The following is a 13875-nucleotide window of genomic DNA, read 5'->3' as shown; positions in this document are numbered from 1 at the left end:
CAATACTTATCATAAAACCCAATAAACAGATGCTAAATTTTACATCTAAACACTTAAAATTGTATAAAAATTAACTAATAGGTTGGATATAATCCACTAATAATTGAATATCTCGATTACCTCGAAATTCATTTATATCTAATTTATACGCTAATACTGCTGTACGAATAGATAAGTCAGGATAATAGCGGGTATCAATATTAAAAGCAATGGCATCCATAAGAGGTCCGCCCTTTATAGGCTCCACTAACATTTTTAAATGGTGTTCCCCTACTAAACGTTGTTGTAAAATTTTAAACTCGCCATCAAATATCGGCTCTGGAAAAGCTTGTCCCCAGGGCCCAGATTGTTTCAATAATTCAGCTGTATCAAGTGTCATCAGCTCTAAAGATAATTCTCCATCAGTCCACACAATGCCCTGTAAACCATCCATATCAAGCCATTCGGTGACCACTTGGTTAAAGAGATGTTGGAATTCCGCATATGATGCTTCATGAATGGTTAAGCCCGCAGCCATTGCATGCCCACCAAATTTTAAGATCATATTTGGATATAAGGTATTCATATGTGCTAAAACATCACGTATATGCAATCCCTCAATAGAACGGGCAGAGCCCTTCAAAATTCCCTCTTGCTCCTGCGTAAACGCCACTACAGGACGATGAAATTGATCTTTAATTCGTGCAGCTAAAATTCCAAGCACTCCTTGGTGCCAGTCAGCTTGATAAAGGGCAATTCCCATAGGTAAATCAGATTTAAGTGCGGTCAAATTTCGGCAAATTTCTAATGCCTCCATTTTCATTCCTTGCTCAATCTCTTTACGTGTTTGATTTAAACTATCAAGTTCTAAAGCAAGTCCTCTAGCGACTTCCATTGAATCAGCTAAAAGCAATTCCACTCCAACTGACATGCTATCTAAACGACCTGCGGCATTCAAACGAGGAGCAATCGAGAAGCCAAGATCACTGGCACTTAATTGATGAATATCTTTATTCGTAACTTCTATTAAAGCTCGAATACCATGTCGACAACGCCCAGCACGAATTCGTGCAAGCCCCTGATAAGCGAGTATTCGATTATTTTGATCAAGAGGTACAACATCAGCAATCGTACCTAATGCAACTAGATCTAATAATTCTGTAAAATTAGGCTGTGTTTTAGCATCAAATATACCTAGCTCACGTAATTTTGCACGCAATGCCAGCATTAAATAAAAGATGACACCTACACCCGCTAAAGCTTTTGATGGAAACTCGCATGTTGTCAAATTCGGGTTAACAATCGCATCTGCATTAGGCAATGTTTCTGGTGGTAAATGATGATCGGTAATTAAAACATTTACCCCATGCTCTTTTAAAAAAGCGACACCTTCAAAAGAAGACACACCATTATCCACCGTAATAAGCAACTCGGCTTGCTGTTCACAGGCAATTTTAGCAACTGCAACACTTAATCCATAGCCCTGATCAAAACGATTAGGAATTAAATAATTTACAGAATTAAATCCTAGCTGGCGTAATGCAGTAACAGCTAATGCAGTACTCGTTGCACCATCAGCATCAAAGTCACCAACAATCACTATATTTTGCTGTTGATCTCGTGCTTTAAGCAATAAATTTACAGCCTCATCAATACCTTGTAAAAGCTGAGGAGCTAACATCGCTTGCAAAGTGCGGTCTAATTGTTGAGAATTTTCGATATGACGAGAACGATACAAACGATCTAACAAAGGGTGCTCGCAAACCGATGCACCATAAGGAACAGAACGACGTTGAATAAGTTTATTCATTATTTATTGAATAGGAAATAGATATTGTAGAGCAATATTAACTTAAGCCAGATGCACCTTAGCCTTTAAGGCTAACAAGACTATCCTTCTAGCATGCGTAATAAATCTTTTGCTGGCACATAACCGCCTATTAATTCACCAGAACTAGTAATAATACTTGGCGTACCACGGACTCCGTATTGAATACCTAACTTATAATGTTTCTTAACAATATTGGGTGTTTTCAATTCTTTTGGTAAATGACCATTTTGTGCTTCAGTCAATGCAAAAGCTTTATCTGATGCGGTAAAGATGGTTTCCATTTGTTTTGCTGTATTAGTATCTAATCCACCACGAGGAAAAGCCAAATAGCGTAAAGTAATGCCTAAGTCATTATATTCTTTCACTTCATTATGTAATTTTTGACAATATGCACAAGTAATATCCATGAAAATGGTCACCACATATTTCTCATTTTTTGCAGGGTAAACTATCATTTCATCTTTATAACTTTCTAAAGTACTATATAGTGCCTTACCACTCACATCTACCGCACCTTTATCCGTTAATTCAAAAAGCTTACCTTGAATCGCATATTTTCCATCTTCTGTTGTATACAAAACACCCTCATTTGTAACAACAGTTTTCATTCCTTTAATAGGAGATTCTTTGACTTCAATGTCAGTTGCACCTAATTTGTTTAATTGTGCTTTAATTTGTGCATCATCAGCTAAAGTAACAGTTGTAATAAACATTAAAGAAAGTGCGGTTAGCATTTTTTTCATTTTTAGCATTCCTAAATTAATGGATAAGTGATGAATTATAGAAAGATTAAGAAATTGTGCAAGAAATAATAACAATATTTACTCAATAAAAACCCTACATTTCTTTTTATCACGCCTAATAGCCCACTATCCAACATCATCAAAATAGCCTATAATTAGCACTTTATTTATTGTAAATAATTATCTTATTTTATATGTTTGAAATTAATCCGATTAAAAATAAAATCTCAGATCTTACTGAACGAACCAATATCCTTAGGGGGTATCTTTGACTTTGAATCTAAACTTGAACGTTTAGAAGAAGTGAATGCTGAACTTGAACAACCAGATGTATGGAATAACCCTGAAAAAGCACAAGCATTAGGGAAAGAACGTTCTGCATTAGAAATTGTAGTGAACACCATTAAAAAACTCGATCAAGGTTTAGAAGATGTTGATGGTTTACTGGAATTAGCCATCGAAGGTGAAGATGAAGAAACCTTTAATGAAGCTGTGGCTGAACTAGAAGATTTAGAAAAACAATTAGAAATTCTTGAATTTCGTCGTATGTTTAGTGGTGAACATGATGCTTGCGATTGTTATGTGGATCTGCAAGCAGGATCTGGCGGTACTGAAGCGCAAGACTGGACGGAAATGCTACTTCGAATGTATTTACGTTGGGCAGAAAGCAAAGGCTTTAAAACAGAACTTATGGAAGTCTCAGATGGTGATGTTGCAGGTTTAAAATCAGCAACAATTCGTGTTTCTGGTGAATATGCTTTTGGCTGGCTACGGACAGAAACTGGAATTCACCGTTTAGTGCGTAAAAGCCCTTTCGATAGCAATAATCGTCGCCATACATCATTTGCAGCTGCTTTCATTTATCCTGAAATTGATGATGATATTGATATCGAAATTAATCCAGCGGATCTGCGTATCGATGTTTATCGAGCTTCAGGTGCTGGTGGTCAACATGTTAATCGTACAGAAAGTGCGGTACGTATTACCCATATTCCAAGTGGAATTGTGGTGCAATGCCAAAACGATCGTTCGCAACATAAAAACAAAGATCAATGTATGAAGCAGTTGAAGGCTAAGCTCTATGAAATGGAATTACAAAAGAAAAATGCAGACAAACAAGCATTGGAAGATTCCAAATCTGATATTGGTTGGGGCAGTCAAATTCGCTCTTATGTTCTAGATGATGCACGCATTAAAGATTTACGTACAGGTGTTGAGAATCGTAATACACAAGCCGTATTAGACGGTGATTTAGATAAGTTTATTGAAGCTAGCTTGAAAGCTGGTTTGTAAATTGTAAGCTGGGCTAATTAGCTCAGCAACATCATTCTAAAATTTAAAAATTCAAATATAAAGTTTACATGGTGGCAAACATCCACCCTACATAAAGGTAAAATAAAATGTCAGAACAACAAACCCCAGAATTAGATTTTCATGGTGAAATGGCTGTGCGTCGTGAAAAACTTGCTGCTTTGCGTGCCAAAGGTAACGCATTCCCAAATACATTTCGCCGTGATGCATTAACGGAAGATTTACATCATCAATATGATGCTCTTGAAGGTGAAGAATTAAGCGAAAAGGATATTTCAGTTTCAGTTGCTGGTCGTATTATGACTCGTCGTACCATGGGTAAAGCAACTTTCATCACAATTCAAGATATGAGTGGACGTATTCAACTATATGTTGCTCGTGATAATTTACCTGAAGGTGTTTACGCAGAATATGTCAAAAGTTGGGATTTAGGTGATATTGTTGGTATTAAAGGCAGCTTATTCAAAACAAAAACCAATGAACTAACAGTTAAAGCTCATGAAGTTCAATTATTAACCAAAGCACTTCGCCCATTACCAGATAAATTCCATGGTTTAAGCGATCAGGAAATTCGTTATCGTCAACGTTATTTAGATTTAATTTCTAATGATGAATCACGTCGCACATTTGTAATTCGTTCAAAAGTTATTGCTGGTATTCGTGAATACTTTATTGGCAAAGGTTTTATTGAAGTTGAAACACCTATGTTACAAGTGATTCCAGGCGGTGCGGCAGCTCGTCCATTTGTGACTCATCATAATGCGTTAGACATTGATATGTATTTACGTATTGCCCCTGAACTTTACTTAAAACGTTTAGTCGTAGGCGGTTTTGAACGAGTATTCGAATTAAACCGTAACTTCCGTAACGAAGGGGTTTCTGTTCGTCACAATCCTGAATTTACGATGATCGAATACTATCAAGCTTATGCAGATTATCATGATTTAATGGATAACACTGAAGAATTGCTACGTAAATTAGCATTAGATATTTTAGGCACTACTATCGTCCCTTATGGTGAATATGAATTTGATTTTGGTAAACCATTTGAACGTATCACTATGCACGATGCCGTTATTAAATATGGTGCAGCAAAAGGCATCGTTAAAGAAGATTTATATGATTTAGATCGTGCTAAGGCAGTAGCTACTAAATTAGGTATTGCGATTCAAAAATCTTGGGGCTTAGGTTCTCTTGTAAATGCAATTTTTGAAGAAGTGGCGGAACACCATCTTATTCAACCAACTTTCTTAATGGCTCATCCTGCTGAAATTTCACCATTGGCTCGTCGTAATGATGAAAATCCAGAAGTAACTGATCGTTTTGAATTATTTATCGGCGGTCGTGAAATCGGTAACGGTTTCTCAGAATTAAATGATGCTGAAGACCAAGCAGAACGTTTTGATGCACAAGTCGCAGCAAAAGATGCTGGTGATGATGAAGCAATGTTCAAAGACGATGATTTTGTTACCGCGCTTGAACATGGTCTTCCTCCAACTGCGGGTGAAGGTCTAGGAATCGATCGTTTGGCAATGTTATATGCAAACGCGCCTTCTATTCGTGATGTTATTCTATTCCCAGCAATGAAACATAAAGTTTAATTGATGAAATTTGGGTATCTTAGGATACCCAATTTTTTATCAAAATTTTCTACTTTTCTACCGTACTTTTAAGGATAAATTATGCATGAAATGTCGCTCACTCAGAATATTATGGAAATTGTTGAAGAACAGTGTCGTAAGAATAATGTGTCTAAAGTGACAGATCTTTGGCTAGAGATTGGTCCGCTATCTTGTATTGAACCTGATGCTATTGAATTTTGCTTTGATGTTTGTAGTAAAGATACCCTAATGGAAAATTGTAAGCTACACTTTATCCCTATTCCCGCACAAGCTTACTGTTGGCATTGTGAAAAGCTAGTAGAAATTAAAGCACATCAAGATGCTTGTCCAGAATGTGGAAGCATTCATCTACAACGTCAAAGTGGCGATGAACTCAGAATTAAAGAAATTGCCGTAGAGTAAAATATTGTCTAACTAATTACCATTTTATGATGAATTATTTATCTAGCCAAAGTACAGAGTCTGCCATTTGTTGAGAAAAGGCAAGATCATGGGAAGCAATCAGCATAGGAAGGTTTAATGCTTTCAAAAGTGCGGTCAGTTTTTTTATATTTTTTTGATCCAATCCATTAGTTGGCTCATCCAAGAAAAGCAGTTTAGGTTGCATGACTAACACCCCTGCTAATGCCACCATATTTTTCTCTCCACCTGATAACACATGGATTGGACGATCTTTTAATGCTTCTACGCCAAGTATTTCTAGTTGTTGTAATGCCATTTCTTTTGCTGTTTGGTTATTAATACCTTGATTAATTAAGCCAAATGCTACATCTTCCAAGACTGTCGGACCAAAAAGCTGATCATCAGGAGACTGAAAACATAGACCAATTTTACCACGATATGGCATAAAATCCTTTTCAGTGCGGCAAGATTGACCAAATAATCGTATATTTCCTTGTTGGAATGGTATAAAACCTAGCAAGGTATGTAACAATGTGGTTTTACCACAACCAATCTCTCCTTGTAAAAACAAGCGTTCATCTTCATGTAATTGAAAACTGATATTTTGTAAAACAGGTTTACTGTAGCGTGATACTGAAAGTTCTTTAATCTCTAATACCATCATTTAATTATCCATGCGATGGCAAAAAGTGCGGTAAAAATTTCCACATATTTCCACCATGGTTTTTCTAATAAACTAGACTGTGATTGGAACTTAAATCCTCTTGCTCTAAGAGCCATTTCTACCACTTCCACTTTAATCAAAGCTCTTACTAATAATAATGCTACTCGCTGAGCTAACACTTCAAAGGTACGCCAATTACATTTAGCTTGAAATCCCCTCGCCTGCATAGCAATACTAATGCGTCGGTTTTCTTCAGCTAGCAAACTGATATAACGCACTGTTAGAATAAATAATTGAATAAACTTATTGGGTAATGGTAGTTGGCTAATTGCCTGTACTAAGCGTACATCATTAATGTCATACAATAGAAGGCAAAAACTACAAAAGATCAAGTTCATTCTAAATGTAATTAACAATGCAGTGTGAATACCTAGAGGAGAAAAATCAATCCCAGAATTACTGACTTGCCAACTTAAAGTTAACCATAATAATAAGGTAAATACATTAAGAGATAACCAACGTTTAACATAAGGGATAATAGATTGCTGGTTAAAATATAAAAAAAGCAACAAAGCGATATAAGCGATGCATGTTAGCCATGCTAAAGTTGGAATATCCGTGATCGCACTAATGATAAGACCTATACCAAAAGCATAAAGTAGTCGAAAATGCGGGGTAAAAAAAGCCAATTTCATCATGTACGTAAATTCAATAAGCTTGGATACATTTTACCTAAAATGACAATCACAATCGCACTGATCACTGAATCTACAATAAAAATAGGCAGATGGCTAAGGATTAACAATAAAATCAGATCCTGATAACGACTTCCACCATCAAAAGCTAATACAAGTGAAGCAAACAATGCGGCTAATCCAACGCCCAAAAAACCAGCACTCGCGCCCACTAAAACTTTAGTCAATACGCTAGAATGCTCTTGTAAAATACGGCGAAACATATAATGAATTAACACTGCGGGTAATGCCATTACACATAAATTCACACCTAATACGGTAAATCCACCGAAAGAAAATAAAATCACCTGCAATAATAATGCGATACAAAACGCTGGGAATACTGCCCAGCCAAGAAACAAACCTGCCATTCCATTCAAAATCAAATGTACACTACTGATACCCACTGGTACATGAATTGTTCCTGCAACAAAAAAAGCCGAGGCAAAAAGTGCTGTTAGGGGTAATTTTTGATAATCCATTTTCCGAATGCCAATGCTTAAACCTATTACGGCAAATACAGCACCAGCGATAAGTGTTTGGCTATGCAATACACCTTCTGATAGATGCATGGCTACACATTCTCCCTTTTATTCTTGCGATTAGAATAATTTTTAAACCAAGCGAGAAGCCCAATAATCCCAAAGATATATCCAATTCCACCTAAAATATCATGAAGATAGATTTTATCTTTAAGACGATTAATATCCTCTCGAATAAGCATTAATGCACCATTATCGGCATTTGAGGATGAAATTCTGTCTGCCATCACCGTTGCACGATGTCCTTCTTCACCTTCAATTACCACTTTAAAATTTGCTTCGCCTGTTATAGGTAAATGAAATAAACCTTTTTTATCTGTTTTTCCTGAAACCGCGGGGCTTGATTCACCTTCTCGAAAAGCTTCCACATAAGTTTCAGCTGCAGGCGTCATATCTGAATAATAAGATTTTCCAGTAATGGCTTGTCCATCATATTGAGCAAAAATATAAAGACTATGCGCAAAGCAACTTTGGCTACAGAACAAGCCTGTAACCAAAGTAAAAAGTACGGTAAGAATTTGTAATATTTTCATTATTTCGCATCAAATGTTAACATATATGAAATTTTACGATCTGAATAATCTGGATTGCCCACCACTTTTTCAGCAAATTTAGCTAATATTTTATTAGTTCCTTTTACTGGAGTATATTCAACAATTCCTTTCTGATTAGTTGCTTTAAAAGAAGCATCATCACCATCAATGCCTACCTTAATACCTTCAACAGGCTTACCTTGATGCAAAACTAAGATTGGAAGCGGTGTTCCTACTTCAGGCTTTTGTTGAGGAATAAGTTCATATTCCATATTATGATTTTTCATTGCTTGTTCATCCCAATGTAAAATAGCTTTACCTAATTTTACAGGGTTAGAAGTCGATTCTGCGGTAGGTTCTTGAGCTTTTGTTTTTTCTACATATTTACCATTTGGTAATTTAGACCAAACACCGTTATCAAATTTTAAAAATACCATGGAAGCATTATCAGCTAAGAAATGAGCTTCACCTTTCTCAAAATTATATTTTGCATCAGATAGTTGCCCTTTCTGATTCAATAGCTTAATCTCTTTGACTTTATGTTCAGGATAAGTTTCCGTTTCTTCATGGCCAAACTTCATCACATATCCTAAGTGATTTCCCGTATCTGGCTCTAACCAAACATTATGTGCATTAGCTGAAAAAGCAAAAAGTGCGGTTAGAAATAAGGTAGTTTTTTTCATTTTTTAGCTCTCCTTGTTAAAAATTCATACTCATCTTAAACTATGAAGTAACTTTAGAGTCAAGAAAAAATATGTTTATTAATCAACCTAAAATCACTAAAAAAAGCCAATAAAAAAGGCACTAAATGTGCCTTTTCCATTCAATTTTCAATAATTACGCCACAAGTGCGGTATCTTTTAAACGTTGTTTGAGTTTAGTGTATTCCGTTACAACATAATGCTCAGCCCAACGTTGATCTTCTATTTTATCAATACGGACCGCACTATACTTATATTCTGGTGTTCTAGAACCAGGATTTAAGTGTTCTGCTGTAAGTTCATTACATTTACCAATCCACCATTGATATGTCATGTAGCAAGCACCTTTATTGGTACGGCTGCTGACATCGGCACGTGAAATAACTTTACCACGAGGTGAAGCAATCCACACAAGATCATTATTCTTAATGCCTAATGCTTTTGCATCTTCATCGTTCATTTGAACATATCCTGGTTCATCTGCAAGTGCTGCCAATGCTCGGCAGTTACCTGTCATTGAACGACATGAATAATGTCCAACTTCACGTACGGTAGATAAGACTAATGGGAATTCATCTGTCAATGTTTCCATTGGTGGTTCCCAGTCGCAAGCAAAGAACTCTGCCTTACCATTTGGACGGTCAAAGACTTGGTTTTTATACAAAAAGCTGGTACCTTGATCTTCAGGACCTTCATCAGTACAAGGCCATTGGATATAACCCAATCCTTCCATTTTTTCGTAAGTTGCACCTTTGTAAAGATCACATAATGAACGTAATTCATCCCAAATTTCTTTAGTATTATTGTAATGCATTGGGTAACCCATTGCAGTTGCAATTTCACTAATAATTTGCCAGTCATCTTTAACATCGCCTACTGGTTCAACTGCTTTATAAAAACGTTGGAAACCACGGTCCGCCGCACTATATACCCCTTCATGCTCAGCACAAGAAGTTGCTGGTAATAAAACATCAGCTTCTGCTGCAGTTTGTGTCATAAAAATATCTTGAACAATTAAAAATTCTACTTTTTCAAAAGCTTTTTTAACTGCATTGATATCTGGCTCTGTTTGTAAAGTATCTTCCCCCATAATGTAGAAAGCTTTAATTTTATCTTCCATTATGGCTTCTGGCACTTCACTTAACGGTACACCTGGTTTTGGATTCATTTCAGGAATACCATAAGCTTTCGCAAATTTTGCCATGGCTACAGGGTCATTTAAACGTTGGTAGCCTGGCAAGGTATTAAATAAAGCCCCCATGTCACAAGCACCTTGTACGTTATTTTGACCACGTACAGGGTTTACCCCAACATTTGGTTTACCAAGATTACCTGTAAGCATTGCTAAACTGGCTAAAGCTCGTACAGTTTCAACCCCTTGTCTAAATTGACAAACCCCCATACCCCATAAAATGGTTGCAGTTTCCGCTTTGGCATAGGTACGAGCAATTTCACGCAACATTTCTGGTTCAATACCTGTAATATGTTGAGTAGATTCTGGCGTATAAGACTTGATAATCTCATAGAATTGCTCAAAGTTCTCTGTATGAGCATCAATAAATGCTTGATCTTGCAGACCTTCTTCTAGGATGACGTTCATCATCGCATTAAGAAATGCGACATTACTTGCGTTATTTAATGGTGCATAAATATCTGCAATACGTGCTGTCTCGATTTTACGAGGATCACAAACAATGATTTTTGCACCCTTCGCTTTGGCATGATTAATTCGTCTCGCCACAATTGGGTGAGATGTCGATGCATTATAGCCAAAAATAAATACACATTTGGTGTCTTCAATCTCTACGATTGAGTTAGACATTGCGCCGTTTCCGACCGATTTGAGCAGACCTGTTACAGAAGGACCGTGTCAAACGCGCGCACAACAGTCAACATTGTTGTTTCGTAATACTGCACGTGCAAATTTTTGCATCACATAGTTAACTTCATTACCTGGACCACGAGATGACCCCGTTACCATGATAGATTCATTACCATACTTTTCTTTAATTTCAGAAAGACGTCTTGCAGTATAAGAAATGGCTTCATCCCAACTTACTGGTGTGAATGCTTCGCCTCTTTTATAGCGAATCATTGGCTGAGTAAGCCGAGGAGTTAGGATACGAGTATCATGGACGAAATCCCATCCAAAATACCCTTTGAGGCAGAGTTCTCCCTCATTGGTTTTTCCGTTTGCGCCTTCAGCACCCACAATTTTGTTGTTTTCAACCAATAAATTGATCTTACAACCTGATGCGCAATACGGACAGACAGTAATCACTTTTTTCATAATGAATGTCCTTCAGTTAATAATAAATCTCAAACTAATCACTCAGAATGGTTAATTTGTTCTCTTCTATAATACGCTCAATTAATCAACAATCCCCTATAAAAAATGAGTATTTATTGATTTAAAACATATTTTTTATTAATTTTCACTTTGCTTTAGTGAAATGTTATAACGCCTGAATATCGTTAATTCTATTATCTTTAATTAGCGAATAAAGGTGCTCGACAGCAGCTTTCACTTTTTCTGTCATAGGAAAACCAAACGACACTAAATCAGGCTGAATTCCCACAAAAATAATTTCTTCAATATCTTCTTCAAGTTGCTCAATTAAATAGTTAAGTGGCATATTATGCGTACTCATAAACAACATTTCGGCAATCAAATCTTTATCAATAATTCTTAAAGATCCAATATCTTGTTGCATATCTGAGGCATCAACAATTAATAAACGTTTCGGGCGTAGTGCACGTACAGTATGAGAATAATTTTCAGGTGCCGAACCGCCATCTACCACTGTCCAATTAGGGATAGGATTCGCCTCCATCATTTCCGCAAGTAAAGGACCTGCACCATCATCGCCCATCATTGAATTGCCTACTGCAAGCATTACATTTTCAGTTGTCATAAGCGCTTCTATTCCTTGTTATCTCGACGTTTAACCATAATATACATAACTGGCTCACGTTGTATTGATGCTAATGTATCCAATAAAGTTTCTGCCCATTGTTGATGAAGCAGAGAGAAATTTCCCTTATTGTCATCTAGTGCTTTCGCTAATAAATTGACATGACTAACATCAATAACAATTTCACCAAATTTAATTAATCCAGCAAACTTACGTCGTGCCTCCCCCTCTGGAAAACTTTCTACAAATTTTTGATATTCATCATAATCACAAACAATTAATTTCTTAAAGCAATCAACAATCCCCACATGATGCCCAATCGCTAAAGAGTAATATACGACTTGCTTTGCTTCTTCTGGAATATCATCACGTTCTTCTTTTTCCATAAATCGTTGATTAAGAAGGTAAAAGATAACTTGTGTTGTCATTGAATAATCCTTATTGACTAATCAAAGTGCGGTTCATTTTGATAAAATTTTTTCAAAATAGACCGCACTTTCTATGAGCTAACCTGAGAATGGTTGGCTAATTCGATGCAATCTTGTCACAATCTCACTTAAACGAGGATCGGATTCTCGCTCTAAAAATTCACCAAGACGTACTGCAAAAGGCTCTTCTTGATTTTCGCACATCATACTCATAAATTTATCCGCAATATCTCCACCTTGGCGATAACCTGCTAAACGACGAGCTTCACGTTCAAGCGTAATACGAAGATCATGAGGAATCTTAGGAAAACGAACTTTTGCTGCTGCAGTGGAATCTGCAATCTCTTGTTTTCCTTTTAATTTTTGATCCAATAAGCCTAATGCCATCGCAAAACCATAAATAGTTGCTGCGGGTGTTGGTGGACAACCTGGAATATAGACATCAACAGGAACAATTTGATCTGTTCCGCCCCATACACAGTAAAGATCGTGGAAAATACCGCCACCACAACCACAAGCACCATAAGAAATACAAATTTTAGGATCTGGTGCAGCTTGATAGGCACGCATGGCAGGGGTACGCATTGCACGAGTCACAGAGCCTGTAAATAGCAAAATATCTGCATGGCGAGGAGAGGCGACAACCTTAATACCAAAACGTTCTGCGTCAAATGCTGGAGTAATGGTGCCAAAAATTTCAATTTCACAACCATTACAACCACCACAGTCTACACGATATACATAAGCTGAACGTTGAATATCCTTGAGTAAGGTTTGTTTCATTTTGGCAATGCTTTCATCTATCGTAAACGGCGTAGATACGCCATTTACGGGCATAGGAATTTGTGTATTCATCTTATTTCTCCCCCAACATATTCAAGCTCTTTTGCAACGGTTTCAATTTTTTCAATACTGAAATCACTCAATGGAAGTTGCATTTTATCTTCCATTCTAGCCGTTTTATTCAAACTATTTTGGCGTTTACAATCTGGACAAGTATGTAATACAGCGAGCTTTTTATTGACATCTTCAGGGTCATAAGCTTGTTGTTTAAGAAGATCTACCGCATAATTTAATTCTTTATAAGAAATAAATGGCGTACCACATTGTTGGCAACTAGCTGTTTTAAATGTAGTTTCTTGATATAAATCTTGCTTATTTTTCACTGAAAGCTCGAAGTCTTGTGTTAAACGAATCGCTTTCGTTGGACACACTTCTTCACATCGACCACAGAAAATACAACGTCCTAAAAATAATGACCATGTACGATCACCTTGTTCAGCATTAGTATTCAAGGTTAATGCATTGGCTGGACAAGCAATTGTACAGGCACCGCACACAATACATTGATCTGAATTTAATTCTGGTCTACCACGAAAATCAGGATCCACTTCATAAGGTTTGAAGGGATATTTTGTGGTTACATCCCCAGCTTTAAAAACTGTCTTTAATAACTTAAACATAGACCAC

At 36.7% G+C, this 13875-nt stretch carries 15 protein-coding genes; 3 read left to right on the top strand and 12 right to left on the bottom strand.

The annotated features are described in order from the left end of the window. Positions 1-70: 70 nt before the first annotated feature. On the bottom strand, positions 71-1789 hold the full coding sequence (recJ, locus tag HMPREF1052_RS05580; protein ID WP_005760683.1) for a single-stranded-DNA-specific exonuclease RecJ: 1719 nt from the start codon (positions 1787-1789) through the stop codon (positions 71-73). An 80-nt stretch (positions 1790-1869) separates the two neighbouring features. Then, positions 1870-2553: a bifunctional protein-disulfide isomerase/oxidoreductase DsbC gene (gene dsbC, locus HMPREF1052_RS05575; protein ID WP_005760518.1), complete on the bottom strand. Its 684-nt coding sequence runs from the start codon at positions 2551-2553 to the stop codon at positions 1870-1872. A gap of 194 nt (positions 2554-2747) precedes the next feature. Here dsbC and prfB point away from each other — a divergent pair. The 3 genes from prfB to hypA all read left to right on the top strand — a co-directional run bounded on the left by prfB (position 2748) and on the right by hypA (position 5888). Continuing rightward, a protein-coding gene (prfB, locus tag HMPREF1052_RS05570) for a peptide chain release factor 2 (RefSeq protein ID WP_115172892.1) occupies positions 2748-3846 on the top strand; the annotation gives its coding sequence in 2 pieces (ribosomal slippage) (positions 2748-2822 and positions 2824-3846; 1098 coding nt in all). A gap of 107 nt (positions 3847-3953) precedes the next feature. Continuing rightward, the gene (gene lysS, locus HMPREF1052_RS05565; protein ID WP_005760476.1) at positions 3954-5465 is read left to right on the top strand and encodes a lysine--tRNA ligase; all 1512 of its coding nucleotides are present in this window, start codon (positions 3954-3956) and stop codon (positions 5463-5465) included. A gap of 81 nt (positions 5466-5546) precedes the next feature. Beyond that, a complete protein-coding gene (gene hypA, locus HMPREF1052_RS05560; protein WP_005760678.1) occupies positions 5547-5888 on the top strand; it encodes a hydrogenase maturation nickel metallochaperone HypA in 342 nt (113 codons plus the stop codon). Between the two features lie 34 nt (positions 5889-5922). Here the strand turns inward: hypA and HMPREF1052_RS05555 are convergent, their stop codons facing one another. From HMPREF1052_RS05555 to HMPREF1052_RS05505, 10 genes are all read right to left on the bottom strand, one after another. Continuing rightward, positions 5923-6552 carry an energy-coupling factor ABC transporter ATP-binding protein gene (locus HMPREF1052_RS05555; RefSeq protein WP_005760573.1) on the bottom strand — a complete coding sequence of 210 codons (630 nt, stop codon included), beginning with the start codon at positions 6550-6552 and terminating at the stop codon, positions 5923-5925. Beyond that, positions 6549-7250, bottom strand: coding sequence for an energy-coupling factor transporter transmembrane component T family protein (locus tag HMPREF1052_RS05550; protein WP_005760629.1), 702 nt, complete (start codon positions 7248-7250; stop codon positions 6549-6551). Before HMPREF1052_RS05550 ends, HMPREF1052_RS05555 begins: the two co-directional genes overlap by 4 nt. Continuing rightward, the gene (gene cbiM / locus HMPREF1052_RS05545) at positions 7247-7858 is read right to left on the bottom strand and encodes a cobalt transporter CbiM (protein WP_005760685.1); all 612 of its coding nucleotides are present in this window, start codon (positions 7856-7858) and stop codon (positions 7247-7249) included. Before cbiM ends, HMPREF1052_RS05550 begins: the two co-directional genes overlap by 4 nt. A 2-nt stretch (positions 7859-7860) precedes the next feature. Then, on the bottom strand, positions 7861-8361 hold the full coding sequence (locus HMPREF1052_RS05540) for a hypothetical protein (RefSeq protein ID WP_005760618.1): 501 nt from the start codon (positions 8359-8361) through the stop codon (positions 7861-7863). Further along, on the bottom strand, positions 8361-9044 hold the full coding sequence (locus HMPREF1052_RS05535) for a DUF4198 domain-containing protein (protein ID WP_005760464.1): 684 nt from the start codon (positions 9042-9044) through the stop codon (positions 8361-8363). Before HMPREF1052_RS05535 ends, HMPREF1052_RS05540 begins: the two co-directional genes overlap by 1 nt. Positions 9045-9198: 154 nt before the next feature. Continuing rightward, positions 9199-11352, bottom strand: coding sequence for a formate dehydrogenase subunit alpha (fdhF, locus tag HMPREF1052_RS05530; RefSeq protein ID WP_081484395.1), 2154 nt, complete (start codon positions 11350-11352; stop codon positions 9199-9201). Positions 11353-11518: 166 nt separating this feature from the next. Then, positions 11519-11977, bottom strand: coding sequence for a hydrogenase maturation peptidase HycI (gene hycI / locus HMPREF1052_RS05520; protein ID WP_005760512.1), 459 nt, complete (start codon positions 11975-11977; stop codon positions 11519-11521). 8 nt (positions 11978-11985) lie between these two features. Then, entirely contained in the window at positions 11986-12405 is a 420-nt protein-coding gene (locus HMPREF1052_RS05515) for a formate hydrogenlyase maturation HycH family protein (protein WP_005760593.1), read from the bottom strand. A 78-nt stretch (positions 12406-12483) separates the two neighbouring features. Beyond that, positions 12484-13260, bottom strand: coding sequence for an NADH-quinone oxidoreductase subunit B family protein (locus HMPREF1052_RS05510; protein ID WP_005760470.1), 777 nt, complete (start codon positions 13258-13260; stop codon positions 12484-12486). Next, the gene (locus HMPREF1052_RS05505) at positions 13257-13868 is read right to left on the bottom strand and encodes a formate hydrogenlyase complex iron-sulfur subunit (RefSeq protein WP_005760687.1); all 612 of its coding nucleotides are present in this window, start codon (positions 13866-13868) and stop codon (positions 13257-13259) included. Before HMPREF1052_RS05505 ends, HMPREF1052_RS05510 begins: the two co-directional genes overlap by 4 nt. Positions 13869-13875 lie beyond the last annotated feature (7 nt).

It is taken from the genome of Pasteurella bettyae CCUG 2042 (assembly GCF_000262245.1).
GTDB lineage: Bacteria > Pseudomonadota > Gammaproteobacteria > Enterobacterales > Pasteurellaceae > Basfia > Basfia bettyae.
Note: the sequence above shows the minus strand (reverse complement) of the source record. Positions and strands in the feature narration are given on the sequence as shown.

What these genes read in the sequence shown, in the direction of transcription:
- recJ (WP_005760683.1), bottom strand. Translation starts at nt 1,789, where the DNA reads ATGAATAAACTTATTCAACGTCGTTCTGTTCCTTATGGTGCATCGGTT.
- dsbC (WP_005760518.1), bottom strand. Translation starts at nt 2,553, where the DNA reads ATGAAAAAAATGCTAACCGCACTTTCTTTAATGTTTATTACAACTGTT.
- lysS (WP_005760476.1), top strand. Translation starts at nt 3,954, where the DNA reads ATGTCAGAACAACAAACCCCAGAATTAGATTTTCATGGTGAAATGGCT.
- hypA (WP_005760678.1), top strand. Translation starts at nt 5,547, where the DNA reads ATGCATGAAATGTCGCTCACTCAGAATATTATGGAAATTGTTGAAGAA.
- HMPREF1052_RS05555 (WP_005760573.1), bottom strand. Translation starts at nt 6,552, where the DNA reads ATGATGGTATTAGAGATTAAAGAACTTTCAGTATCACGCTACAGTAAA.
- HMPREF1052_RS05550 (WP_005760629.1), bottom strand. Translation starts at nt 7,250, where the DNA reads ATGATGAAATTGGCTTTTTTTACCCCGCATTTTCGACTACTTTATGCT.
- cbiM (WP_005760685.1), bottom strand. Translation starts at nt 7,858, where the DNA reads ATGCATCTATCAGAAGGTGTATTGCATAGCCAAACACTTATCGCTGGT.
- HMPREF1052_RS05540 (WP_005760618.1), bottom strand. Translation starts at nt 8,361, where the DNA reads ATGAAAATATTACAAATTCTTACCGTACTTTTTACTTTGGTTACAGGC.
- HMPREF1052_RS05535 (WP_005760464.1), bottom strand. Translation starts at nt 9,044, where the DNA reads ATGAAAAAAACTACCTTATTTCTAACCGCACTTTTTGCTTTTTCAGCT.
- hycI (WP_005760512.1), bottom strand. Translation starts at nt 11,977, where the DNA reads ATGACAACTGAAAATGTAATGCTTGCAGTAGGCAATTCAATGATGGGC.
- HMPREF1052_RS05515 (WP_005760593.1), bottom strand. Translation starts at nt 12,405, where the DNA reads ATGACAACACAAGTTATCTTTTACCTTCTTAATCAACGATTTATGGAA.
- HMPREF1052_RS05510 (WP_005760470.1), bottom strand. Translation starts at nt 13,260, where the DNA reads ATGAATACACAAATTCCTATGCCCGTAAATGGCGTATCTACGCCGTTT.
- HMPREF1052_RS05505 (WP_005760687.1), bottom strand. Translation starts at nt 13,868, where the DNA reads ATGTTTAAGTTATTAAAGACAGTTTTTAAAGCTGGGGATGTAACCACA.